18 protein-coding genes, 1 tRNA gene and 1 pseudogene are annotated in these 25,712 nt (G+C 66.2%); 2 read left to right on the top strand and 18 right to left on the bottom strand.

Translation table 11 applies throughout. The features are described 5' to 3' along the window. Positions 1-92 precede the first annotated feature (92 nt). Entirely contained in the window at positions 93-1,085 is a 993-nt protein-coding gene (gene xerC / locus QPK27_RS23525) for a tyrosine recombinase XerC (protein ID WP_290420602.1), read from the top strand. An 18-nt stretch (positions 1,086-1,103) separates the two neighbouring features. Here xerC and QPK27_RS23520 read toward each other — a convergent pair whose 3' ends face one another. From QPK27_RS23520 to QPK27_RS23500, 5 genes and pseudogenes are all read right to left on the bottom strand, one after another. Then, positions 1,104-1,814 carry a hypothetical protein gene (locus QPK27_RS23520; protein WP_290420601.1) on the bottom strand — a complete coding sequence of 237 codons (711 nt, stop codon included), beginning with the start codon at positions 1,812-1,814 and terminating at the stop codon, positions 1,104-1,106. A 148-nt stretch (positions 1,815-1,962) separates the two neighbouring features. After that, positions 1,963-2,376, bottom strand: coding sequence for an Rrf2 family transcriptional regulator (locus QPK27_RS23515; protein ID WP_290420600.1), 414 nt, complete (start codon positions 2,374-2,376; stop codon positions 1,963-1,965). A 126-nt stretch (positions 2,377-2,502) separates the two neighbouring features. After that, positions 2,503-2,721 (bottom strand): Na+/H+ antiporter NhaA, encoded by a 219-nt coding sequence (locus QPK27_RS23510; protein WP_290420599.1) that lies wholly within the window; start codon positions 2,719-2,721, stop codon positions 2,503-2,505. Positions 2,722-2,789: 68 nt separating this feature from the next. Beyond that, a pseudogene (gene nhaA, locus QPK27_RS23505) lies at positions 2,790-3,818 on the bottom strand (Na+/H+ antiporter NhaA); the annotation flags it as partial. Positions 3,819-3,876: 58 nt separating this feature from the next. Then, positions 3,877-8,421: a DUF3883 domain-containing protein gene (locus QPK27_RS23500; protein WP_290420598.1), complete on the bottom strand. Its 4,545-nt coding sequence runs from the start codon at positions 8,419-8,421 to the stop codon at positions 3,877-3,879. Positions 8,422-8,609: 188 nt separating this feature from the next. On the opposite strand from QPK27_RS23500, the gene QPK27_RS23495 reads away from it, so the two are divergent. Further along, complete coding sequence (locus QPK27_RS23495; RefSeq protein WP_290420616.1) at positions 8,610-11,831, top strand: di-heme oxidoredictase family protein; 3,222 nt, start codon at positions 8,610-8,612, stop codon at positions 11,829-11,831. 72 nt (positions 11,832-11,903) lie between these two features. Here the strand turns inward: QPK27_RS23495 and QPK27_RS23490 are convergent, their stop codons facing one another. The 13 genes from QPK27_RS23490 to QPK27_RS23430 all read right to left on the bottom strand — a co-directional run. Further along, a complete protein-coding gene (locus QPK27_RS23490) occupies positions 11,904-12,281 on the bottom strand; it encodes a hypothetical protein (protein ID WP_290420597.1) in 378 nt (125 codons plus the stop codon). Next, a complete protein-coding gene (locus QPK27_RS23485; RefSeq protein ID WP_290420596.1) occupies positions 12,278-12,733 on the bottom strand; it encodes a glycine cleavage system protein H in 456 nt (151 codons plus the stop codon). The genes QPK27_RS23490 and QPK27_RS23485 overlap by 4 nt, the downstream gene beginning before the upstream one ends. 32 nt (positions 12,734-12,765) lie before the next feature. Then, positions 12,766-12,861 (bottom strand) — tRNA-Sec (locus tag QPK27_RS23480). A 43-nt stretch (positions 12,862-12,904) separates the two neighbouring features. Continuing rightward, positions 12,905-14,842 (bottom strand): selenocysteine-specific translation elongation factor, encoded by a 1,938-nt coding sequence (gene selB / locus QPK27_RS23475; protein ID WP_290420595.1) that lies wholly within the window; start codon positions 14,840-14,842, stop codon positions 12,905-12,907. A 19-nt stretch (positions 14,843-14,861) separates the two neighbouring features. Then, positions 14,862-16,313, bottom strand: coding sequence for an L-seryl-tRNA(Sec) selenium transferase (gene selA, locus QPK27_RS23470; protein WP_290420594.1), 1,452 nt, complete (start codon positions 16,311-16,313; stop codon positions 14,862-14,864). Between the two features lie 2 nt (positions 16,314-16,315). Then, positions 16,316-17,317 carry a formate dehydrogenase accessory protein FdhE gene (fdhE, locus tag QPK27_RS23465; protein ID WP_290420593.1) on the bottom strand — a complete coding sequence of 334 codons (1,002 nt, stop codon included), beginning with the start codon at positions 17,315-17,317 and terminating at the stop codon, positions 16,316-16,318. Between the two features lie 42 nt (positions 17,318-17,359). Continuing rightward, on the bottom strand, positions 17,360-18,001 hold the full coding sequence (locus QPK27_RS23460) for a formate dehydrogenase subunit gamma (RefSeq protein ID WP_290420592.1): 642 nt from the start codon (positions 17,999-18,001) through the stop codon (positions 17,360-17,362). Between the two features lie 9 nt (positions 18,002-18,010). Then, positions 18,011-18,940 (bottom strand): formate dehydrogenase subunit beta, encoded by a 930-nt coding sequence (gene fdxH, locus QPK27_RS23455; protein WP_290420591.1) that lies wholly within the window; start codon positions 18,938-18,940, stop codon positions 18,011-18,013. A gap of 3 nt (positions 18,941-18,943) precedes the next feature. Further along, positions 18,944-22,015, bottom strand: a complete 3,072-nt coding sequence (gene fdnG / locus QPK27_RS23450) for a formate dehydrogenase-N subunit alpha (protein ID WP_290420590.1) — start codon at positions 22,013-22,015, stop codon at positions 18,944-18,946. Positions 22,016-22,130: 115 nt separating this feature from the next. Then, positions 22,131-22,460 (bottom strand): hypothetical protein, encoded by a 330-nt coding sequence (locus QPK27_RS23445; protein WP_290420589.1) that lies wholly within the window; start codon positions 22,458-22,460, stop codon positions 22,131-22,133. Positions 22,461-22,693: 233 nt separating this feature from the next. Further along, on the bottom strand, positions 22,694-24,562 hold the full coding sequence (locus tag QPK27_RS23440) for a patatin-like phospholipase family protein (protein ID WP_290420588.1): 1,869 nt from the start codon (positions 24,560-24,562) through the stop codon (positions 22,694-22,696). A gap of 120 nt (positions 24,563-24,682) precedes the next feature. Then, a complete protein-coding gene (locus QPK27_RS23435) occupies positions 24,683-25,432 on the bottom strand; it encodes a patatin-like phospholipase family protein (RefSeq protein WP_290420587.1) in 750 nt (249 codons plus the stop codon). Positions 25,433-25,454: 22 nt separating this feature from the next. Then, a partial coding sequence (locus tag QPK27_RS23430) for a zinc ribbon domain-containing protein (RefSeq protein ID WP_290420586.1) occupies positions 25,455-25,712 on the bottom strand: 258 nt, incomplete at its 5' end.

Below are 25,712 nucleotides of genomic sequence, written 5' to 3'. Positions count from 1 at the left end.
TAGCGGATGAATGTAATTGGTGTTCTTTTGTTTATGTTGGTTAGTTACGTTCTGTGGTATGGTGATGGCATCTCGATTCGATTGCCTCAACCATGTCCACGCTTGCTTCCTGGGATGCCGACCCAGTCCGCGCTTTCCGCGACTTCGTCTCCACCACCGCCTTCTCCAAGACCGGCCGGCGCCTGCGCGCCGATGGCACCCTGCGCGAACTGTCGCCGGCTTCGGCCAAGATCTATGTCTTCATGTTCAACAACCTGGCCGGATGGCTGCAGGAACAGCGCATCGCCTTCTCCGCCGTCACCCAGGCCGACCTGATCCGCTTCATCAACCGCACCGAAAAAGGCAAGCGCGTCCTCAACAGCAAGATCGCCTACCGCTACCTGCGCCTGCTGGAACGCTGCTACGAGCACCTCGACCTCTCCCCCAACCCGGCGCAGCTGGCAATCCTGAGCGTCGACCGCGCCCACATGACGAAGGACGAGGCCGGACGCACGCTGTCCGACGCGCAGCTCGAGCGCTTCTTCGCCGCCCTGCCGGCGGACGCGCCAAGGAAGCGCCGCAACACCCCGTTCGACGGCTGGAAGCGGCGGCGCGACCGCGCCATGCAGGTGGTGATCGCGCTGGCCGGGCTGAAGGTGTCCGAAGCGGTCGGCCTGCTGGTGTCCGAAGTCGGCCGCCAGGCGGCGATCGACGGCTCGATCGTGCTGACCATCACCCCGGACGAGAAGCACGACACTAGCCATGAGCACGAGGTGACCCTGCCCCGCGAAGGCGCCGAAGAACTGCGCGCGTGGCTGGACGAACGGGAAACGATGGCGTTGCCGGGAGAGTTCGTGTTTCCGGCCAACCTGACCGGCGCGCGGATGACCCGCAAGACCGTCTACATGCAGATGCGCGCCACCTTCGAGCGCGCCGGCATGGACCTGTCGCGCTCGGGCGGACGCACCTTGCGCAACACCTTCGCCAAACGCCAGCTGGACCAGGGTGCGACGCCGGAAGAACTCAAGGACGTGCTCGGTCTGGCGCTGGAGCGGTCCGCCGCCGACTACGAGTTTACGCGGGTGAAACCGGACCCGGAAAACTGAAACTCCAGGAGTTTCGGATTAGTCGGCGCCGCGCGCCGCGGCCGTGTCGATGGGCGCGACGGCTGGCGCCGAGACTGGCGCCGCGGGGTGACGCAGCGCCGGCGCCTGGCGCAATACCGCGCTTTGGATCATGATCAGGGAAACATAGGCCAGCAGTTCGGCCAGTTCCTCGAACACGACCGAGCGGCCGGCAGGCAGACCCAATGAACAACCCATGTGCCCTTCGGCGCAGGTGGAACCGAGCGCGGCGGCCAGCGCCACCGCGAAGCATAACCAGGGAGTCCGGCGCGCCAGGCCGGCGCGCACGACTTCGTCGAGCCGGAAGCGCCAGGCGGCCAGCAGCAGCGCCAGCGCAAGCAACACGGCGCCCGGGCGCACGAAGTGCTGCAGCCAGTGGATGCCGTTCGCAGCCAGGCCGTGCGTCGCTTCCAGTCCCGGCTGCGGCAGCAACACCCTGCCCCAGCTCAGTTCGCGCCCGGCGAGCAGCAGCCAGACCGGCGCGGCCCACAGCGCCAGCAGCGCGGTGCGGCCTGGCCGGGTGCGCCCGAACGCCAGCGTCGCGGCAACCAGGCCCGCGCCCAGCACCAGCACCTGGGCGTTCTCCAGGATGCCGCCTTCACGCCCCCAGCCGGGGGCGAATACGGCGCTGAGCGGATAACTCGCCAACAGCGCCGCCAGCAGCAGCCATTCGCCTGGCCTGGCCAGTATCGGGGTCGTGGTTCGCTGCATGATGGCTCCGGGTCGAAGAATTAGACCGACGTTGCCGAACGCGGCAGCTTGTCGGGAATCCAACGATTGTACGGAACCGGATGGCGCGCACGATTGGTATCGACGGGTTTGTTGTGAAAACCCGTCGCATCGCGGCGATAACCGATGCTTACTCCTGGGTGGCCGGCAGGAACGAGGACAGCCGCGTGGCCCCGAATTCACGCAGCAGCGTGCCGGCCGCCTGCGCCAGCGCCACGTCCAGCGTACTGGTGATCGCGCGCTCGGCCGCGCAGCCCGGATGGTCGACGCTCGAACCGATGGCAAAGATCACCGGTTCTTCCAGCGCCTGATAGACGTCGAGCACCGTGATTTGCTCCGGATCGGCCACCAGCATCCAGCCGCCGCTGCGCCCCGCCGTCGAGCTGACGTAGCCGGCGGTACGCAGGCCGGCCATCATGCGCCGCACCAGCACCGGATTGGTGTCGAGCATGCCGGCAATCTCTTCCGAACTCGCCGCCCCCTTGCGACCATGCAGATGCACCAATACGTGCAGCATGCGCGCCAACCGAAAATCTGCCCTCATTCTTGCTCCTCCTTTCCTGTGAGCATACCGCAACTCGACAAGTTTCGGAGTCAGGACATCAAACCGCAACTCCTGGAGCGGCGGAAAGCGCCTCTTCCGCAACTCCAGGAGTGCCAGATTGGCGGCTTACCGAGCCCCGTCCTCCACCTCGACATCCATGGTGTCCGGATCGACGTCAGCGGCAGTCGGCGCACCGCGCAGGGTCAGCCACACAAAACCCAGCACGCCCGACGTCAGCGAGGCGACGAGAATCGCCAGTTTGGAGGCATCGACCAGTTCCGGGCATCCGGCGAACGCGAGATTGGTGATGAACATCGACATGGTGAATCCGATCCCGCCCAGCATGCCTGCCNCGCCAGTTTGGAGGCATCGACCAGTTCCGGGCATCCGGCGAACGCGAGATTGGTGATGAACATCGACATGGTGAATCCGATCCCGCCCAGCATGCCTGCCCCCAGCACGTGGCGCCAGGCCAGGTCGAGCGGCAGGCGGCAGATGCCGATCGTAACCGCCAGGAAGCAGGCCAGCATGATGCCGACCGGTTTGCCCGCCACCAGCCCGAGGATGACGCCCAGGCTGTTGCTCGAGGCCAGCTGCGCCATCCAGTCCGCGCCGATCACGACGCCCGTATTGGCCAGCGCGAACACCGGCAGGATCAGGAACGCCATCGGGGTATGCAGCACGTGCTCCAGGCGCTCGGAGGGCGAGGCGGCGTCGTCCTGGACCGACGAGTGCGGAATGGCGAACGCCAGCAGCACGCCGGCGATGGTCGCATGCACGCCCGACTTGAGCATGAAGAACCACATCAGCGCCCCGCCTACCAGATACAGCGCCAGCAGCCGCACCTTGAACAAGCGATTGAGCGCGAACAGCGCCGCGAACATGCCCAGCGCGGCCGCCAGGTAAGCCACGGACAGCTGGCTGGTGTAGAACAGTGCGATCACCACGATGGCGATCAGATCGTCGATCACGGCCAGCGCCGCCAGGAACACCTTGAGCGAGGCCGGCACGCGTTTGCCCAGCAGCGTCAGCACGCCCAGCGCGAAGGCGATGTCGGTCGCCATCGGAATCCCGATTCCGGCCTGGGTCGGCGTGCCGCCGTTGAGCGCGAAGTGGATCAGCGCCGGCACCGCCACGCCGCCGAAGGCCGCCACCACCGGCAACAGAGCATTGCGCAGCGACGACAACTCGCCGCTCACCAGTTCGCGCTTGAGCTCCAGCCCGACCAGCAGGAAGAATACCGCCATCAGTGCGTCGTTGACCCACAGCTCGATGCTCAAGCCGCCGATGACCGTGTGCCAGAAGCCGAGGTAGGCGCCGCCCGCTGCGGAATTGGCGACCACGAGCGAGGCCAGCGTACACAGGATCAGCAGCACGCCGCCGGCCTGGCCGGACTGGAGGAATTCCTGGAAGGTGTTGGATAGGCGCTTCTCGACGCGCATGCGGTCTCCTGTCATTGTGTTACGAGGTAAGTGAAGCCGGAGAGTATAGTCGATGCGGTCATGCAGACCGCGCTGGAGCCGGGTCCGGCTGGCCTTCGCTGCCCTCGTCCAGGTCGAAGTGGACCAGGTACTCCGTCGGCGCCAGGCGGAAGCAGTCCCGGTCTTCGAAGTTCACGTTACGCAGGATATGGATGCGATCCTCTCGCGTGACCAGGAACAGCTCATAGTCGGCGCGATGCGCGACCGCATACTGCAGTTCGTTTTCGCTCAGGTGGATGCAGCCCTGCGTATAGCGCTTCACCTCTACGTATTTCCAGGTCTGTTGGCCGTCCGGCGAATAGCGGATGTCGTGGCCATAGCCGTCGGCGCGCAGCGCCACGTGTTCGACGCAGTCTTTTCCATAAGTCTTCGCCAGACTCTCATAGACCAGCGCTTCGGCGCGCATTCCGCTGGCTTTGTTGCGAGCATCGACGGCCGGTGTGTGCTTGAACGGCGCCGGCTTGCCTGTACGACTGACCTGCGGAAGCATGCCAGCGATGGGCGTTGCTGATTGTGCGGGTAATGCGGCGGCAGCCGGTGCCGCCTGGCCGTCGGGATGCGCAAGTGCCTCATCGTGTATCGGCTGCGCTGCGAGCCAATCGTTCACCTGTTCCAGTCCACCCTCGAAATATAACCAGCTGGCCTGCTCCAGCGACAACCCAGCCGCGGCCACCGGGAGGAGACGGCGGCGATGCATCTCTTCGTACGGTGGCTCACTGGCATTGACCGTGACGAGTTGCAGGGCCCCGAACCGATCATGCACGTGCGCGGCCAGCAGCATATCGACGTCGATATCGAAGTCGTCGGCATGAACGCGTACGGCGGCAGAGATCCAGTCGTCGTCGCGTTCGTAGTCGTGCAGCTGCTCCAGCAGCCGGCCGCGCGCAGTCCAGTCCTGACCACTCAGCCGCTTGACCAGGGCATGCTTGAAATGATGGAAGGCGGCGTTGCGCGCACTTTCCAGGCGCGTACGGTGGTAATTCCCCAGGTGCAGCTTGTGCTGCGCGACGGCGTCGAACGCTTGGGGCGAGACATCCAGCACCTCGAAAATGCGCCGTAGCGTCGCAGCATTCACGGCGTCCACCGGCAGCGCCAGTTCCAGAGCGGAGAGATCGATGCCGGCGCCAACCAGCTTCCCGGTCAGCGCACGCATGGCGGCCGCCAGTTCCACGTCGTCCTGGATATCTCCCTTCGCACGGACCAGCGCCGCCAGAAAGTCGGCGCGCGGATCCAGCGCTTCCAGCAGGACGCGCGCTTCCGCCACCATCTCGGGAGTAAGACGTTCGTTCGCCACGTGAACCACATCATCGAAAGGGTCCTTGAACACGGCCCTGAATTCGGCCTGGTGCTCGGCCACGTCGAACACGGAACCCACGATATCGGCGAACGCATCGCAGAACGCGGAATCGCGGCGCAGACCCTCGAGCGACAGGCCAGACGCTACACATACCTTGAAATGCCATCCGCTACCCGGAGCCTTGACGTAATCGTTGGGCGCCAGCGCCACCCGTTCGTCCCTGACCACGCATATCAGTTCGCTGCATAGGGTCAGCGAGAAGGACGCCAGCTTGCGCGCCAGGTCGCGTTTGTCGCTGTCCAGGTTCTCGATCCGGTACGCCAGCAGCAGAGGCTTGCGCGGCTCCAGGTGCGCTTCGCACTGGGCAGTGAGCACGTCCAACGGCACGGCGTGCTCCACCTTCACGTCAAGTGCGTTGGCGTTATGCACACGGAAGAACTCGGGTACCTTCTGGGCGCCGGCCCGACGTGGATAGCTTAGCAACCAGAGCTGATCGGCAATCCGGCGCGGCAGTCGGCTGTTATCGGCGTAATGCACCTCGCATTGCGGGCGATAGGCAGTCTCCCCACCGCGCCGGGCCAGCAAGTGCACGTCGCCGGGCAGGCACTCGCGGTTGCGATCGAAGCGGTTGAGAGCGAGACGATATAGCTTTTGCGCCTGCCTGCCCTCGGGCTGGCTGATCGGCAAATGGCGCAGGACTGCAGCAATGCGCTCCAGGCTCAGCTCGGAAAAATGAAGTTTGGCCCCCAGCCGTAGCAGCACGGCGCCGATCTCGCCGCGCTCCACGCGCAATGCCTTGAAGCCGTCGGCTGTATAGTTGAACGGGATATCGTTGACGAACGCTATCGTTGCGTCGTCGGTGATCAGGAAATCGTCGAACAGGCCCAGCTGGCGCAGCTGATACAGCAGAAACGACGGCTTGCGCACCAGCTTGTGGTCATTCGAATCGCGGCTATCCCTGACTCTTGAATACTTGAATTCGTCCGGGTTGTTCAACTCCAGCCGTTCGCGCGCATCCATATCCCGCAACAGCCATTCCACGATCTGCTCCGGACTCAGATGAATACAGATGCGTTCCAGATCGCCCTGCTGCAGCGCCGGTCCATTGTACTCGCCATGGCGGTAGGCATCGGGCTTGTCCACCGCACGGAACACGAAAGCTTCGTAACCACTCGAGACGTGCCGGGGCGCGGGCACATAGCGCACGTAGCGCCCGACCCCGAGCCAGATGAAAAATTCCTGGACCTGCATCGGATCGCAAGCGGCGAACGCGTCGCCGAACGCTTCCGGGGGCGCGAGCAGCATGGCATCGTCATAGACGCGCGCGAACAGCCGCTCGGTATGCCGTCCGTCGGGATATCCTTGCGAAAGCACCAGATCGCGTGCCGGACGGATGTTGCCGGCCCGGTCGAACAGGCGCATGTTCTCGTCGGCCAGGCTCCCCTTCGAATTCACCTGCCGGTAATTTGCAAACAGCGCCGCCACTGTCTGGACGATGATGCCACGCATGTCGGCGCCAGGTTCGCCCAGCGCTGCGGTACTGGCCGTCACGATGCGCTTGTAGACCTGCGCCGGCTCGAAACTGTGAATGTCCGCGATGCCGGACAGGCGTTGCTCGAGCACGCGCGGCGCGGCGCCCGGGGCGATCGTGAAAACCTTCACCAGTTTCTCGTGCAGATCCTCATGCATGAAGTCGATATTCACGAACTCCGGCAGGTGGAACTTCTCGTTGCCTGCGGTGAGCCGAGTAAATACGGTGGCGTGTTCGTTGAGCACCTGGTTCCGGCCATTCACCAGCACCGCATAAGGGCGGCGCGGATCGAGTTTGTCCAGGATCGCGATCAGGCGCACCCGCAGGTCGAGGTGGTGTGCGCACAATGCTTCGCTCAACATGCGGATGGATTTCGCGAAGTCCGGGATCTGTTCGAGCTTGCGGTAACGCTTCGCGTAGTGCTCGTTCTCCGGCCCTGCCCTCACTAGCCCCGGGAAGCTGGCTCCCGCCCCAACCTGAGCGACCAGGTTCGAGAACTCCTCGTCGAGATAATAGACCTCGTCCATGCGCCGGTAGACACCGTCGACGCATGGGAAGAGCGGCAACTCGCGCAGCGCGCCGTCGATCAGCTCGTAGAACCCGAGGTCCGCCAGGACCGGGTTCGGATGCCCGTAGCGCATCAGGCGCACCTGCTGCCAGCCATCTCCCCGCGCACCCAGCCCTTGGGCAGTGTCGACGATCAGCTTCACCAGTTGTTCGAGGATGTACTCGTTGCGCTTCGAGACGATCAGCTGGTTGCGCGAGGCATCCAGTTCGAAGGTGCCGTGCACCACCATCGGGAAGTTCACGCCAACCCGGGTCGGGAAGAAGGTGTACAGCGTGCGGGCACCATCCCGCAAGTCGGGCGCCAGCGCCAGCTTCAGGCTGTAGCGCTCCGGTTCCGCCTTGTCCTGGTTGCGCAAGTCACCCGGCAGCGGCAGGTCGAGCGCATGGATGGTCCACGGCTGGCCGTTGATCGTCACCGTGCCGCCATCCACTTCACGCTCCAGCACACGGCTGTGCCCATCGCTGCGGATCTCGATCCGGTCGATATGGTTCAAAAACAGCAGGCATTGCGGCGTCAGCTCATCGAGCTGGGTGCGGATGTCTTCCACGAATGCCTCGCGGCAAACGATGGCAATGGTGGTGGTCCAGTCGCCCGGCGCTGCCGTGCGCAGTTCCGGCACCGACAGGAAAGCCATCGGCACGGCCTGCATTGCCAGCTTGCGCTGCGCCCGCAGCGCATCCTGCTCGTCGGGCGTGAACATGCGGGCGAAGGCCGAGCGCACAATGCGCTCCGCAAACGTCACGCTCAAGCCGCCGCTGCCGATCGCGATCTCGCTGGCCCAGTTGACGATCGAGCGAAAGCCCAGTCCCTTGTTGCCGATGTAGCCGCCGCCGGTCTTGGTGCTCAGGTTCGACAACATGAGCGACTCGAACCCCTGCGCGCTGAACGGCGCGCCCTCGTTCGAGATCACCAGCCGCCGCGCGGCCTCGTCCCACTTGACCAGCACCCGCTTCGATCCCTGGTCGTCGGCGTTCTGCAGCATCTCCAGCAACTGGCGGCCGTTGTATTCCCCGATCAGCTCACGTTCGCGGTTGAAGTCGCTGAGCATGCGATTTGGCTCGCTGCGATACAGCGCAAGCTGGGCCTGGGCCTTGCGCTCGAGTGCTTCGAGCACGGTGGTGGGATGGCTGGCGGGCGCCGGCGGCGCCATGGGCTGGGTGTGCAACATGCTGCGGCGGTCTCGAACGTTATTATCGGAGGGCAATCATTATCGTCGCGGCCCGCCCTGCTGTCATCCCACAACGCCACTCTGTGAAATCTTGAACATCCGCTTGACACGTATTGACGAGTCGGGTTACGTTATCGTTAATATTGCTGCAGCGCAATATTCAACCCATGGAGATCCACATGCCCCAGATGTCCCGCCGCCAGTTCGCCGGCCGCCGTCCGCTGCAACGATTGCCGCGCGCACTCCCCCTCGCTCTTACTCTTCTTTTAGCCGGCTGCGGCGGCGGCAACGGCGAATCCGCCGGCGCCGTGGCCTCGCTGCAAAACGCCACCAGCGGCGTGATGCGTTCGATGGCCGCCATGTTCGGCGACACCGAGACCGCGCTCACCCCCGTCAACGCCACCGCCAGCTCGTCCGAGCGCGGCGACCTCGATGCGCGCGCCGCCATCGACCGCGACAGCAATACCCGCTGGGGCAGCCGCTTCACCGACGACGAATGGCTGGTGCTCGACTTCGGCCAGGTCGAAGCCATCACCCGCGTGCGCATCGAATGGGAAAACGCGCACGCCAGCCAGTACCTGCTGCAGGTGTCCGAAGACGGCAGCACCTGGACCACGATCAAGACCGTGGCCGAGAGCATGGGCGGCACCGAAGACTTCACCGGCCTGGCGGGCGAAGGCCGCTACCTGCGCATGAAAGGCGTCAAGCGCGCCGGCCAGTACGGCTACTCGATCCTCGAGATCCAGGCCTTCACCGGCAGCCCGGCCGCGCCGCAGCCGCAGCCCGAACCCGAACCGCTGCCGGTCGACCTTACCAAGCCGGGCGTCAGCGTGAAGCCGGTGGCTGCCACCTCGTCGACGCCCGAAAACGGCGGCCTGTCCGCCGCGATGGCGATCGACGGCAAGCCCGGCACGCGCTGGTCGAGCCGCGCCGAAGACGGCGCCTGGATCCAGTTCGATTTCGGCAGCCGCACCCCGCTCGGCTACATGAAGCTGGTCTGGGAAACCTCGTACGGCAAGAAGTACACGCTGCTCACCTCCGACGATGGCCAGTCGTGGACCCAGCTGCGCCACGTCGGCAACGGCAAGGGCGGCACGGAGGAATTCTTCAACCTGAACACCAGCGCGCGCTACCTGCGCCTGCAGGGCGTCGCGCGCGCCAGCCAATACGGCTACTCGCTGTTCGAGGTCGAGTTCAAGACCCCGGGCAGCGACAACACGCTGCCGGAAGCCGAAACCTCGGCGCTGCGCTTCCCGGCCAGCGGCGCCGGCTGGCAGCCGCTGCCGGGCAGCAGCGAGCCGATCGAGACGCTGCAGTTCACGCTGGCCGACGGCACCCTGGTCACGCGCTTCGGTGCGCGCGCCCTGGCGCGCCACGGCCGCGAGCGCGGCGAAGAGTGGAACGAGATCGGCTACGGCCCCAACGAGACGGTCGACGCCAGCACCGGCCTGCCGCTCGACAAGGGTCCGGGCAACTACCTGACCTTCGTGCCGCAGTACTTCAAGAACCGCACCTGGGGCGTCGAGATCATCGACAACAGCCGTGTGGCGGGCGTCACCAGGCCGCAGCTGGTCGTCAACCAGTACACCCAGGTCGACTTCCGCCCCGGCGAAGTGGCGTTCTTCCGCGGCTTCGACCGCGTCGGCGTGACCGGCTACGGCTGGATGGCGCCGGGCGAACTGGTCGACCGCAACGTCCCGATCTGCAAACCGGTCGCGCATCCGGCGGGCGGCAAGCTGCTCAATGCGAACGGCATCAACGGCGCCTGCACGCTGGTGGTCAAGGATTATCCGGGCCACGGCGAACTGAATACCGACGGCTTCCCGACCGGCCGCAACGTGCCTTCGCGCGCGCTGGTCGCGGGCGACATCATCGAAGTCTCGCCGTCGATGTTCTCGACCGTCGAAGGGATGCTGGCCAAGGGCGACAACGGCGGCATCCGCTACTACTCGACCGAGTACAGCTATGTGGTAGGCCAGGGCCTGCGCCCATGGTACGGCGTCCAGCCGCGCCTGAATTCGGTGCCGCTGCCCGACACGACGCTGTCCGGCGGCCTCGGATCGGTCTCGTACAACTACAGCGACAACGGCCTGTTCATGTTCCAGCAGCCGCACAACCATGCGGGCATGCAGAACATCCAGCGCTTCGTCGAAGGCCGCCGCCTGCTGCACACCAACTTCACCACCGGCGAGCATAACGAACCCGGCAACGACCGCTACACGGCGGCGATGAACCTGCAAGGCCAGCGCTTCAACCAGTCGGCCTGCATCGGCTGCCACGTCAACAACGGCCGCAGCCCGGCCCCGGCCGCGATCGACCAGCGCCTGGACGGCATGGCGGTGCGGGTGGCGCGGCTTGGCGCGGACGGCACGCAATTGCCGCACCCGACCTATGGCAGCACGGTGCAGATGAACGGCCTGTCGCCAAGCGGCTCGGCCCAGGACTGGGGCACGGGCGTGCGCGTGGCGGGCTTCGAGACCCGTTCCGTCACCCTGGCCGACGGCACCGCGGTCGAGCTGCGCAAGCCGAAGCTGGCCTACGACGGCCCGGCGCCGCAAGTGGCGTCGCTGCGCGCGGCGCAGCCGATGATCGGCGCCGGCCTGCTCGAAGCGGTGCCCGAGGCCGACATCCTGGCGCGCGTGCGCCAGAGCGCCGATCAGGATGGCGTCAAGGGCGTGGCCAACTTCGTGTTCGATCCCGAGTCCGGCGCGGTGCGCCTGGGCCGCTTCGGCTGGAAAGCCTCGAAAGCCACGCTGCGCCACCAGAGCGCCGCGGCGCTGCTGCAGGACATGTCGGTGACCTCGACCGTGTACCCGAGCCGATCGTGCGACATGAACCCGGCCGGCTGCCGCAACGCGGTGGCCCAGCGCGGCATCTCGGAAGCCGAGCTGCAGTCGATCACGCACTACCTGACCCTGCTGGCGGTGCCGGCTCAGCGCAGCCTGGAAAGCGGCTTCCCGAAAGGCGTGGCGCCGCTCGACGAGCACCGTGTCGATACGCGCCAGGTGGCTGGCGGCGCGAAGCTGTTCGAAGCGCTGCGCTGCGTGGCCTGCCATACGGCGTCGATGAAGACCGGCTCGAACCACCTGTTCGCCGAGCTGCGGGGCCAAGCCATCCGTCCATACACCGACCTGCTGCTGCACGACATGGGTCCGGGACTGGCCGACAACTACAGCGAAGGCCAGGCCAGCGGCAGCATGTGGCGTACCGCGCCGCTGTGGGGCATCGGCTACACCGAGAAGGTGATGGGCAAGGAAGGCAAGGTCGGTTACCTGCATGACGGCCGCGCGCGCAACCTGCTTGAGGCCATTCTCTGGCACGACGGCGAAGCGGCGGCGGCGCGCAAGCGCTTCGAGAAGCTGCCGGCAAACGATCGGGAATCGCTGATGGCGTTCCTGCGCTCGCTCTGATTCAAGCGTTGTGACAACAAAAACGCCGGGTGCAAGCCCGGCGTTTTATTTCGTTATGCAGGTTTGGCGGTCTTAGAACACCAGCATCTGCCAGCCCGGCGCGCGGCCCTGTTCGACGAACGACACCATGCCTTCGACACCGGCGCAGAACTCATTCAGGTCAAACCGAACCGCGCCGGATGCATGCAGCGCCTGGGTGCAGGCGCGGATCTCGACGCCCAGCCCGGCCGTCGTCTCCAGGTGCCGGCCGATGCTCCAGCGCTCGGCGCCGAAGCCGACCAGCCGGTCACGGTTCGCGGCCAGCAGCCACTGCACCGATTGGCTGGAAAACAGCATCTTGACCGGCATGTCCAGCGCCGCCGCGGCCTGCGCGGTCATGAACGGCGTGGCCAGCAGTTCGGGTCGGGTCAGGTCGCACGACCAGACCATGATCGCCAGGCCGCCCGTCATGGCAGTTGCGGCTTGATCCAGTCGTCGACCGGTTCCAGCTTCATGCGCCGTTCAGCCGCCTCCGGCAGCGTCGCGCCGTGCGCCAGCGCGGCCTTGTCCTCTTCCCAGCGGGAAGGCTGGATCACGCAGATCCAGCCGGCGCCGTACGGGTCCTGGTTGATCAGTTCCGGCGTGTCCTCGAGCGCCTCGTTGATCTCGACCACGGCGCCGCTGACCGGCGTCTTGATGGTCACCACGGTCTTGCTCAATTCGACCACGCCCATGGTCTTGCCCTGCTCGACCTCGGTGCCGACCGGCTTCGGACGGCACATGTAGAAGTAGTTGCCGCTGATTTTGACGCCGAAGGCGCTGACGCCGACCTGCATGCGGCCGTCGCCAACGTCGCGGCACCACATGTCGTTCTCGAGGTCGAAATAACAATCGTCGGGATAGTCGTAGCCGAGGATCTGCATGGCGTCGTGGAGAAAGAATGAGAGGAAGGCAATGGCGGAAGGATGCGGGAGTCGAACCCACCCGGCGACGCATGGCGCCACCAACTGGGTTTGAAGCCCAGCCGCCCCACCAGGGACGATTTCCTTCCGATGAGCCCGTATTTTACCCCGTACGGGCAAAACGCGACAGGGTCAGGCCGGCTCCGACTCCCCAGGCTCCGGGAACAGCATGGTGCCGGGGCGCAGCAGGTGGGTGTCGCCCACCCGGCGCAGGAAGCCGATGCGATCAAAAAACTCCAGGATCTGGATCGCGCGCTTACGTCCCAGACCGGTATGGTCGCGGAAGCGCGCGGCGGTGATCGCCCCGCCCTCGCCTTCGGCCGCCAGCCGGCGTGCCAGCGACGCCGCTTCCTGCATCACGGCCGGATGGTAGAACAGGTCCTTGACCACCTGGTACACGTCGCCGCCGCGCGCCATGCGGCCCAGCACCTGGCGCACCTGCTGCTCGGGCAGGCGCGCGGTGTCGGCGATGTCGCGCACCCAGGGCGGATCGAAACGGCCGTCGAGCAGCATCGGCAACGCGCGCTCGGCCACCACCTGCTCGGCGGCGCGTAACGCGACGCCGTGCTCCGGCAGGTGCAGGAAGCCGTTGCGGCGATTGACCTTGCCCCCTTCGATCAGGTGCTCGACCAGCTGCAGCCACAAGGCCTCGGGCATGCGCGGCGCGGCCAGGCGGCGCGCGCGCAGCAGGTCGGGGCCGATCTCGTCCGGGTATTTGACGTGGAAGTCGCGCAGCGCGTCGAGCAGCCCGGCTTCGTTTTGTTCCAGGCGCGCACGCGCGATGAGCCACTCGCCGCCGGCGCCGACCACCGCATCCGGCACGTCGTCCAGCGCGAACGGCCAGCTTGCCAAGCCGGCGCTGCGCAGCCAGGCCGCGCCATTCACGCCGTACTGGGCCTGGGCCAGCGCGCCCTGCAAGCGCGCCAAGGGCTCGGCGGCGCGCTGGCTGTCCAGGTAAGCCAGCCGCTCGGGCGTCTGGCGGTAGCGCGCAGGACCGAGCGGATCGAGCACGCTGCCGCCGGCCACCGTGCGCACGGCCGAAGCGTCGCGCAGGATGAAGCGGTCGCCATGCCAGACGTTGACGCCTTTCTGCAGCACCAGTTGCGCCAGCGCGCCGGAGCCCGGCGCGATCGACGGCTGGCCCAGCACGGCCACGGTGGCCAGCAGGTCCTGCGTGGCGGCGTGCAGGTGCACCAGGGTGCCCGAGCGCAGCGCGCGTTCCTCGGTGGCGGCGACGTCGAGCCAGACGTCGATACGCTGGGTGGTCAAGGCGATCGCCGGATCGCATAGCACCTGGCCGCGCAGGTCATCCGTGCGTTCCAAGCCGGCCAGGCCGACCGCGCAGCGTTGGCCGGCATCGGCCGACTCGGCGCCGCGGCTGTGCACCTGCAAGCTGCGCACCCGGTAGCTGCGGTCCGGCGCGCCGGCCAGGCACAGGGCGTCGCCGATGACGACAGCGCCGGCGGCGATGCTGCCGGCGACCACGGTGCCGACGCCGTCCAGCGTGAAGGCGCGGTCCAGGCCCATGCGGAAACCCGCGCCCGGCGTGTTGTCGCCGCGCGCCGTCGCAGCCTCCGTCGCCAGGCGCGCACGCAAGTCGTCAATGCCGTCGCCGCGAATGCTCGACACCTGCAGCACCGGATAATCGTCCAGTCCCGCGCTGACCAGCAGCGCGCGCACCTGCGCTTCGCAGGCCGCGAGACGCTCGGCGTCGACGCGGTCGATCTTGGTGATCACGGCCGCGCCGCGGCGCACGCCGAGCAGCGACAGGATGGTCGCGTGCTCGATCGTCTGCGGCATCGGGCCGTCGTCAGCCGCGATCAGCAGCAGGCCGTAGTCGATCCCGCTGGCGCCGGCGACCATGGTGCGCACCAGTTTTTCGTGGCCGGGGACGTCGACGAAGCCGATGCGGCCATCTGCATTTCCAGGCTCCGGCATCCATGCGTAACCGAGTTCGATGGTGATGCCGCGCTTCTTTTCTTCGGGCAGGCGGTCGGCGTCGATCCCGGTCAGGGCGCGCACCAGTGCGGTCTTGCCGTGGTCGATGTGGCCTGCGGTGCCTACGATCATGCTTGTTTCTTTCCTAAATTCAGTCGCCGATGACGGCGGCGCGCAATGCATGCAGCTGGCCCAGCAGCTCGGCCGGGTCGTCGATGCAGCGGCAATCCAGCCACAGGCGGTCGTCGGCGATGCGGCCGATCACCGGCAGCGGCAGGCCGCGCAGCGCTTCGGCCAGCGCATCCAGGGCGCTGCCGACGCCGCGCTTGCCCGACAACACGGGCGTGATCGCCAGTCCGCTCGACGGCAGACGGTCGACCGGCAGCGAGCCGGAGCCGATCTGGCTCTGCATCGACGCCAGGGTGACGCAAAAGCGCGGCGCCAGTGCGGCGCCGAACGCCGGCAGCAATGAGGCAGCGGTGGCAGCAACCGTCTCCTGACTGCGCGTCAGCCAACGCAGCGTCGGCAATTGATCGATCAGCAGTTCGGGTTGCAGATACAGCTGCAGCGTCGCCTCCAGCGCCGCCAGCGGCAGTTTCGACAGGCGCAGCGCACGCTTCATCGGGTGCTTGCGGATGCGCGTCACCAGTTCTTTCGAGCCGACGATCAGGCCGGCCTGCGGCCCGCCCAGCAGCTTGTCGCCCGAGAAGGTGACGACGTCGCAGCCGTCAAGCAGCATCTGCTGCGGCGTCGGCTCCTGCGGCAAGCCATACTTGCCCATGTCGATCAGCGAACCGCTGCCCAGGTCGGTGACCAGGGCCACGCCGCGCGCTCGCGCCAGCGGCGCCAGCTCGGCTTCCGACACCGAGCTGGTAAAGCCCTGGATCGCGTAGTTACTGGTGTGGATCTTCATCAGCAGCGCGGTGCGCTCGCTGATGGCGCGCTCGTAGTCCGCGAGGTGGGTACGGTTCGTGGTCCCGACTTCGACCATGTGGGCGCCGGCGCTGGCCACCACGTCCGGCATGCGGAAGGCGCCGCCGATCTCGACCTGCTCGCCGCGCGAGACGATCGCCTCGCGCCCGGCGCTCAGGGCGGCCAGCGACAGCAGCACCGCCGCCGCATTGTTGTTGACCACGGTCGCAGCTTCGGCGCCCGTGATGTCGCACAGCAGTCCTTCGACGATGCTGTCGCGATCGCCGCGCGAACCGCTGGCGATATCGTATTCGAGGTTGTTCGGACCGCTCATCATCGCCGTCAGGTGACGGATCGCCGCCTCCGGCAGCACCGAGCGGCCGAGGTTGGTGTGGATGACGGTGCCGGTGAGATTAATCACCCGCCGCATGCGCGGCGCCAGGCGGGCGGCGACGCGTGCCGCCACGGCCTGCCCCAGAGCATCTGGAGCAAGCGCGGCGACGTCCAGCGCGCCCGCCAAAGCCTGGGCGCGCAGGCCGTCCACCAGGCCGCGCGCTTGCGCCGCGACCAGGGTGTGGCCATGCAGGGGGATCAAGGCCTGCACGGATGGCAGGCGCAAGAGTTTATCGATCGAAGGCAGATCCTTGACTGTCGCCTTCGAGCCGTGGACCACGGACTCGTCGAGCGACATGATCAGGAACTCCTTGCGGTTTCGGTAAAGCTGGTCTCCGCCGAAGGATTGCCTTCGCCGGTGAGCAGCAGCAGGTTGATGCCATGCGGCTGGAAGCCCGCTTCCGACACCAGGATGTCCAGCGTCAGCGACGCCAGGTCGTCCGCCACCGGTTCCACATGCAGGTCGCGTTCCTGACGCACCATCTTCAGGTAGTGGCCGCACTCGTCGCAGGTTTCGGCCTGCACCGAGGCCATGCCCGGATCCTGGGTGGCGCCGTCGGTGGCCAGCGCCTCCAGCGACTGGTAGTGGATGCCCTTGGTGCTTTCGCAGTGGCTGCACTTGACCCGCACCATATGCCACTGCGTCGAGCACAGCGAACAGTGAAGGTAACGATAATTCCCGCCCTGGGCGTCGACCTTGGTGACCGAGGCCACCGGCAGGCTGCCGCAGCATGGGCACAGGGTCGTGTCGAGCGTACGCCCGAACGGCGCCTGGCGCGCCTTGCCGTGCAGGCGTTCCACCTCCAGCACCAGCTGGGTCCAGTAGACCTGCAGGCCGGCCGCCACCAGCGGCGCAGCACTCATGTCCAGGCCGGCTGCGCCATTGAGCAGCAGTTCGGCCTGGCCTTCGAGATGGCTGTCGTCGCCGTCGAGCAGGCCCTGCACCACGGCTTGCGCCGGGCTGCCGGCCAGGCGCGGGACCAGCAGTTCCAGCATGCGGCGGGTCGCCACACGCCAGGCCGGATCGCGCGGCCACAGGGCTGCCGGCAGCGGCGGCCGGGCGGCACGCCCGGCGGCTGCCAGGTCGTCCTCGCTCGGCAGGGCTGCCTGCGGGTAGTCCTGCAAGACTTCATGCTGGACGTGCGCCAGTTCGGCGCCGAACAGCAGGAAGTCGCGCATCGCATGACCGGCCGCCAGCTCGCGCAGGCGGGTTTCCCGGTTGGCGAACACCTCGGCCCGCACGGGTACGTGCAGGTAAGGCATCTGTTGACCGGCCCGGACCGCGATTTCTTCCGGGCTCATCAACGGTGTTGCTTTGGACAGACTCATTGGAATGAAGCTTCCTTAATGTTTCTTACGAGTAACTTCTTGGTTGGCCTTGCCAGCAACTTCCTTATACCACAGCGGATGGTGCGACTTGGCCCAGTCCTCGTGTACCGTGCCACGGGTCATGGCGCGGAACGAGCCCTTGACCCAGATGGCGGCGTACACGTGGATGATGACGCTCATCACCAGCGCGAACGCGGCGATGGCGTGCACCAGCATCGCGATGCGGCGCAGCGGGATCGGGAAGAAGTGCGCGAACCATGGCTGCCAGAACATGAAGCCGGTGATCAACAGCAGCACCAGGCTGATGGCGAAGATCCAGAACACGCCCTTCTGACCGGCGTTGTACTTGTGCACCGGCGGCATGCCGCTTTCGTCGCCCTTCAGCAGTTGCGGCGCCTTCTTGACCCAGGCGGTATCCGACTTGGTCCAGAAGTTGTCGCGCACCACGGCGAAGAACAGGCCGACGAAGCCCAGCACCATCAACAGCCCGAAGAACGGGTGCAGGACGCGGGTCCAGTAGCCGCCGCCGAACAGCGTCGAGAAGAAGTACATCGACGGATGGAACAGCGCCAGGCCGGTCAGGCCCGCGGCGATGAACAGCAGCGCCACGAACCAGTGGTTCATGCGCGTGAAGTCGCGATAACGAGTAATGAACATGATTTCTCCTTATACCCGTTCGTCTTCACGCGCCGCGGCTGGCGGCGTCGGTTGCACATCCGGATCGTCCACATGGGTCTCGATCGGGCCGACCTTCATGTAGTGGAAGAAGCCGGCCACTGCCGCGCCGATCATCGCTGCCACGCCCAGCGGCTTGGCGGCGCCCTTCCACAGCGCCACGGTCGGGCTGATGGAAGGATTCTCGGGCAGGCCGTGGTACAGGCCCGGCTTGTCCGCGTGCTGCAGCACGTACATCACGTGCGTGCCGCCGACGCCGGCCGGGTTGTACAGGCCGGCGTTCTGGTAGCCGCGTTCCTTCAGGTCCACCACGCGGTCGGCTGCGTAGTCGATCATGTCTTCCTTGGTGCCGAAACGGATGGCGCCAGTCGGGCAGATCTTGACGCAGGCCGGTTCCAGGTTGACTGCCACCCGGTCCGCGCACAGCGAGCATTTATACGCCTTCGAGTCCACCTTGCTGATGCGTGGCACGTCGAACGGGCAACCGGCGACGCAGTAGCCGCAGCCGATGCAGTTCTCGCTGATGAAGTCGACGATACCGTTGGTGTACTTGACGATCGCGCCCGGCGCCGGGCACGCCTTCAGGCAGCCCGGTTCGTCGCAGTGCATGCAGCCGTCCTTGCGGATCAGCCACTCCAGACGGTCGCCTTCGTCCTCGGTCTTGGTGGTGATTTCCGAGTAGCGCATCACCGTCCATGACTGCGGGGTCAGGTCGAGCGGGTTGTCGTACACGCCGTGGTTGTCGCCGATCTCGTCACGCAGATCATTCCACTGCATGCATGCCACCTGGCATGCCTTGCAGCCGATGCAGCTGGTGACGTCGATCAGCTTGGCCACTTCGGCCTTGTGAGTACGGGCCATCGGCGTGGTGGCCGTGGTCGCCGAACGGGCGGCGATATCGAGAGATTGAAGTGAAGACATTTATCAGGCCTTTTCGATATTCACCAGGAACGACTTGAACTCAGGCGTCTGGGTATTCGCGTCGCCCACGAACGGGGTCAGCGTGTTGACCAGGAAGCCTGGCTTGGTCAGGCCCACGAAGCCCCAGTGGTTCGGCAGACCCACCGTATCGACTTTCATGCCGTCGCAATCGAGTTGCGGGATACGCTTGGTCACCACCACCTTGGTCTTGATGTAGCCGCGCATCGACGAGACTTTCACCATGTCGCCATTCTTGATGCCCTTGGCGGCCGCCAGTTGCTCGCCGATTTCGACGAACTGCTGCGGCTGGATGATCGCGTTGCTCTGCACGTTCTTGGTCCAGTAGTGGAAGTGCTCGGTCAGACGATAGCTGGTCGCCACGTACGGGAAGTCTTTCGCAGTGCCGAATGCTTCCATGTCGCCCTTGAACACGCGCGCCGCAGGGTTGGAGCGAGCCTTCAGGTTCTTCGGGTGCATCGGGTTCACCGGGAACGGCGACTCGAACGGCTCGTAGTGCTCCGGCAGCGGGCCTTCGGCCATGCCGGTCGGTGCGAACAGACGCGCCACGCCTTCCGAGGTCATGATGAACGGCTGCACGCGGTTCTCTTCGTTCGGGTCCGCATCAGGACGGATGTCCGGAATGTCGGAACCGACCCAGCTGGTGCCGCTCCACTTGATCAGGGTGCGCTCCGGATTCCACGGTTTGCCCTTCGGATCGGTCGAGGCGCCGTTGTACAGGATGCGGCGGTTCGCCGGCCAGGCCCAGGCCCAGTTCAGCGTCTGGCCGATGCCATACGGGTCGGCGTTGTCGCGGCGCGCCATCTGGTTGCCGGCCTGGGTCCAGGCGCCGGCGTACACCCAGCAGCCACTCGAAGTGGTGCCGTCGTCGCGCAGCACGCCGAAGCCCGGCACCTGCTCGCCCTTCTTGACCACGATCTTGGTCGGATCCTTGGCGTCGTAGATGTCGGCCAGCGCCTTGCCGTTGAATTCCATGGCCAGCTCTTCGGCCGAAGGGCTGTGCGGAATCTTGTACGGCCAGGCCAGCTTGGTGATCGGATCCGAGAACGCGCCGCCTTCCTTCAGGTACGCATTCTTCATGCGCGTGAACAGGTCGGCGATGATCTCGATGTCCGGCTTGCACTCGTACGGCGCCTCGGCGCCCTTCCAGTGCCACTGCAGCCAGCGCGACGAGTTCGACAGCGAACCGTCTTCTTCGGCGAACAGCGTGGTCGGCAGGCGGAACACGGTGGTCTGGATCGACGCGGTATCGACGTCGTTCGACTCGCCGAAGTTCTTCCAGAACTCGGACGTCTCGGTGTTCAGCGGGTCCATCGTCACCAGGAACTTCAGCTTCGACAGGCCGGCGATGATCTTCTTCTTGTTCGGGAACGATCCGACCGGGTTGAAGCCCTGGCAGATGTAACCGTTCAATTTACCTTGACCCATCAGCTCGAACGCCTGCAGCACGTCGTACAGCTTGTCGATCTTCGGCAGGTAGTCGAAGGCCCAGTTGTTTTCCGCGGTCGCGGCATCGCCCCACCAGGCTTTTTGCAGGCTGACGAAGAACTTGGGATAGTTCTGCCAGTAGCTCATCTGGTTCGGACGCAGCGGCTTCAGGGCGCGAGCCTTGTAATAGGTCTCGATGTCCTGTTCCTTGTCGGTCGCCAGCGACAGGTAGCCCGGCAGCGAGTTCGACAGCAGACCGAGGTCGGTCAGGCCCTGGATGTTGGAGTGGCCGCGCAGCGCGTTCAGGCCACCGCCGGCGACGCCGACGTTACCCAGCAGCAGCTGCATGATGGCGCCGGTACGGATGATCTGCGAGCCCTGGCTGTGCTGGGTCCAGCCCAGTGCGTACATGATGGTCATGGCGCGGCCCGGGACGGCGGTCGACGCGATGTATTCACATACCTTCAGGAACTGCTTGACCGGGGTGCCGGTGATCTTGCTGACCTGCTCCGGGGTGTAGCGCGCGTAGTGGCGCTTCATCACCTGCAGGACGCAATTCGGGTGTTCCATGGTCATGTCGACCTTGGCATAGCCGTCTTCGCCCAGCTCGTAGCCCCAGCTCTTGTTGTCGTAGCGGCGCTTGGCTTCGTCGTAGCCCGAGAACAGGCCGTCCTCGAACTGGAAGTCAGGGCCGACGATGAACGGCGCATTGGTGTAGTTCCGGACGTATTCGGTCTGGATCTTGTTGTTGCTCAGCAGGTAGTTCAGGACGCCGCCCAGGAAGGCGATGTCGGAACCGGCGCGGATCGGCGCGTAATAGTCGCTCATGGCGGCCGAACGCGTGAAGCGCGGGTCGACCACGACCAGCTTCGCTTTATTGTGATGCTTGGCTTCGATCACCCACTTGAAACCGCATGGGTGAGCTTCGGCGGCATTGCCGCCCATAATCAGTACTACATCGGCATTCTTGATGTCAACCCAATGGTTGGTCATCGCACCTCGTCCGAACGTCGGGGCCAGACCGGCCACCGTAGGTCCGTGTCAAACGCGAGCCTGGTTATCGAAGACGAGCATGCCCATCGAACGCATCGCTTTGTGCGTGATGTAGCCCGTTTCGTTGCTCGCCGCGGACGCACACAGCATACCGGTGCTGGTCCAGCGGTTGACCAGAGCGCCTTCGGCATTGGTCGCGATGAAGTTCGCGTCGCGATCTTCCTTCATCAGCTTGGCGATGCGCGACATCGCGTCATCCCAGGAAACGCGCTTCCATTCGTTGCTGCCTGGCTCGCGCACTTCCGGATATTTCAGGCGGTTCGGGCTGTGGACGAAGTCCAGCAGGCCGGCGCCCTTGGGGCACAGCGTACCGCGGTTCACCGGATGGTCCGGGTCGCCCTCGATATGCATAATGTCCGACGTGACGTTCTTCGCGCCATCGCCGATGCTGTACATCAGCAGGCCGCAGCCGACCGAGCAGTACGGACAGGTATTGCGCGTTTCTTTGGCGCGCGCCAATTTAAAGTGCCGCGTCTCCGCCATCGCCGGCAACGGCGAGAAGCCGAGCGCGACGATGGTGGAAGCGGCCAGTCCCGCACCGCTTACGCGGAGGAACTGCCTACGATTCATGCCCATCTAGGTTCTCCTACTAGTAATGGATTGTGCACGCCGCAACGCGGGACAGCCGGGATCTCCCCGGCCGCCGTCCGTACTGCCTTCGCAACGTTCACGCCTTGCAACTTCGCCTGCTTTACTTGGCAGGCGCCGCCGCTGGTTGGGTGGTGGCGCCGTCGCCACCGGTCGGTTCGGACGCGCCCGTGTCGCGCGGCTTGTCCTTGTCCTGTCCTGCAACCACGCCACCGATGGCGGTGCTGCCTTCGCCCGGGCTGGCGCCCGAGACGGTCTTGTCCGATTCCACCGTCTCCGGCACGATCGCTGCGTGCGGATCGACGGCGGCGCCATTCGGCGCGGTGTTGGCGGCGGCGGTGTCCGGCACCTTGGCGGTGTCGGCCTGGCGGTTGCAGGCCACCAGCGCGACCAATGCGGCCGCGACGCCCAGACCTTTGAATACGGTTTGCATCTTCACTTGTGCGCTTTCTAACACGGGTTATTAGCTAATACTGCTGAGATATAACGGGACTATATAGGATTTCATGAACAGGACAAATAAGTATTTTACGCAGTGGACATAGTCGTAGCAGGAAAACAATATTTGGCCGCATCGGTCCCAACAGTGCCGTGCCGAACGTTATTGTACGACCGTGCCAAAATTATTGCAGGCAACCTCTCCAATTCTCACAGCATATTTCCGCTTCAATGCAGGGTCTCGCCCGCGCCACCGTCAGGTCGTTGCTCGCCAGCAACGGGCCACGGCGCCCCGGCGCGCGTTGGCAGCGGCGGCCCGGCCGGCGCGCCGCTGGCGCCGCGCTGTTCGACGTCGAGCAAACGGGTCGCATCCAGGCGCCAGGCGCCGTCATCCATCTTGAGCAGCGTGCTGCCCTTGATGCGCAAGGTGCGCCCGTCCAGCACCGCTTCGCTGGCGTGCCAGCGCAGGGTCGCCTGCCCCGCGCTCCCGACCGTGATCACGTCCGGCGCCACCAGGCCGCCGGCCAGCCGCTCGCGCCCCGCCAGGTAGGGCAGCGCCTGGGCCAGGCGCGCGCTGGGCTGGGCGCCCATGGCGCCGATGCCCTGCGCCAGCGTTTCCCACAGCTGGCCGGACTGGGCGCGCAGCGCCAGGTAGCGCCGCGCCTGTTCGCGCCCGTGCGCCAGCAGCGATTTGGCCAGGCCGGGGTCGCGGTCGGACTTGGAGAACAGACCCATGTCGCGCCGCGCGCTGGCGCCTACCGCCTCGCCGTCCATCACGATGCGCACCACCTCGATCGGCTTGTCGCGCCGGCCCGCGCGCTGGGCCGGGTCATCCAGGCGCGCATTGACCGCCTCGATGAAGGCCACCTCCTGGTTCAGCGACAGGTTGCCCGACAGCGTGTCGCGCCGGTGCCAGAGCTCGTCGCCCGATTGGGCCCCGGCCTTGCCGACCCGGTTGCTGAAGTCGTAGGTATCCTGGTTGATCTGCAGGATCCAGATCCCGTCCGGCTTGCGCGCGCGTCCCGCGGTGCCGCTGATGAAATTCTTGATCGGCGGGTTCTGCGAGAACAATCCGTCCCAGCACGACATGCGGCGCTTCTCGTGGGTTTCCGGGTCGGTGCCCTGGATGGTCTGCGCCATGAACACCCACGGCAGCGAGGCCGAGGCCACCACCGCGTCGAGCGTGATGCCGGCGTCCAGCGCGGCGCGCTCGGAGCTGAAGGCAACGAAGGCGCCGCTGTCGATGTCGACCGCGCCGATCAAGAGTTGCGGGATGGCGTCGGTGGCCTGCCGCACCGCGTCGGCCAGGCGCTCCAGCGTGGCCGCCTCGAACACCAGCTCGGGCGCGCGCCAGGCGTCGAACACGGCGCGCAGCAGCGCGTCGGGCGCGATGTCGTGGCGCCGGGTCCAGTCGACGATCCAGGGCGCGACGGCGAGCCGGGCGCGGACGTCCTGGGCGATGTCGTCCTGGCGCGCGCGCAGGCGTTCGCGTGCGGGCGCGTCGGCGGTGATGCGCGCTTCCAGCTCGCAGGCCTGCCAGCGCTTGACCTCGAGCGGGATGCTGCAGAAGTCGCCCAGCGCGCCGACCAGGTCGAAGTCGACGTGCGGCGCCACCGATTCGCGCAGCTGGAAATAATGGCCGCGGATCCAGCTGCCCAGCGGCGGCCACATGCTGGCCAGCATCGGCCAGGTGGCGGTGGCGGCGGTCTCGATGTCGCGCAGCGGCGACAGGTAGGGGCTGAGCTTGAGGTCGACCTGGGCCACGCTGCCCATCCACTGCAGCGCGTCGTTGAACAGTTTTTCGCCGGGCGCGTTGGCGCAGTTGGCGTGCCAGAAGTTCTCGAGCCGGCTGCGCGCCGCCTCCGGCCCGCCCAGCAGGAAGCCGTACCAGGCCAGCAGCGCGCTGATGGCGCCGCCCGAGGTGCCGCTGATGCCGGCCAGCTGCAGCACCTCCTCGGCGCCGGCGCCGGCCGGTCCCGGGTCGGCGGCCAGCCTGGCGTTGTGAAATTGCGGCAGCAGGACCGGCAGTGCGCCGGCCGCGTAGGCGGCGTGGCTGCCGCCGCCCTGGCAGGCGACGGCGATGTGCTTGATGGGCATGATGGACTCCTCGCTGATCGGATTGGCGGCCGGCTGCAAGACGCGCAAACCGCAGGCCTGTCGCTCCTGGGCCACAAGCTTTAGGCCATCTGCGGCGCGCGCAGTTCCGGCACCCGTCCGCTATCCCTGTACTGCGCGGCCCTCGCCGCGGCGCGCCGCCAGCGCCGCCTCGGCTGCGGAGCGCCCTTCGGCGATGTGGCGCTCGACCGTGCCGGCCGAGAAGTCGACGTCGCGCGCGGCCGTCTCGCACTCCGAGCCCTGGCGCACGATGCGGGTAATGTCGGGCGCGGCGTCCTTGTCGCCCATCAGCTGGATATAGGTCGGCCACTGGCGCACCTGGTCGGCCTGGGCCGGCGAGGTGGCGTAGGCCAGAATGCCCTCGACCAGCTTGCGCCAGTCGCGCAGCAGCGCCGTGTGGGCGTCGTCGCGCCGGATCCGCTCGGCGTAGACGATCTCGTCGCGCCGGCCCAGCACCTCCATCAGGTTGGTCGGTAGCGCCTTGGCCTCCGGATACAGGTCGACCACGATCACGCGCTTCCTGGCGCTGCCGCAGTGCGTGGCCAGCAGCTCCAGCGGCGAGTTGCTGACGATGCCGCCGTCCCAGTAGTGACGGCCGTCGATGGTGGTCCAGGGGAAGCCCGGCGGCAGGCTGCCGCTGGCCAGGATGTGCTCGGGCGTCAGGTTGTCGACGTAGCTGTCGAACACCGCCAGGCGGCCGCTTTCGACGTCCACCGCGCTGACCAGCAGGCGCACTGGGCTGGTCTTGAGCGCGCCGAAGTCGACGTAGTCGGCGACCAGGGCCTTGACCGGCGACGGGTCGTACAGGCTGGTCCACGACGCCGGCGGCCCGTCGCCGAACCGTTCCTCCAAACTTATGCAAATCTAACCGGAATTAGCTTTGCGGTTGGATTCCTGCTTCGCCGGAGCCGGTTTCACCTCGCATTGCTGCAAGGCCAGAGCCTTCTCCTCCACAGGCCGACACGGTGGAACTCACCGCCATGTTCCTCAGGTTGATCGCTGCGTTGACGTCCCGGTCGTGCAATACCCCGCATCCGGGGCAGGTCCAGTGCCGGTCCGCCAGCGCAAGCTGGCCTAACCGGGCGCCACAACCTGAACAAGTCTTGCTGCTGGGGTACCAGCGGTCGACGAT

Source organism: Massilia sp. YIM B02443 (assembly GCF_030411955.1).
In the GTDB taxonomy this organism is placed as follows: Bacteria; Pseudomonadota; Gammaproteobacteria; order Burkholderiales; family Burkholderiaceae_D; genus Telluria.
Note: the sequence above shows the minus strand (reverse complement) of the source record. Positions and strands in the feature narration are given on the sequence as shown.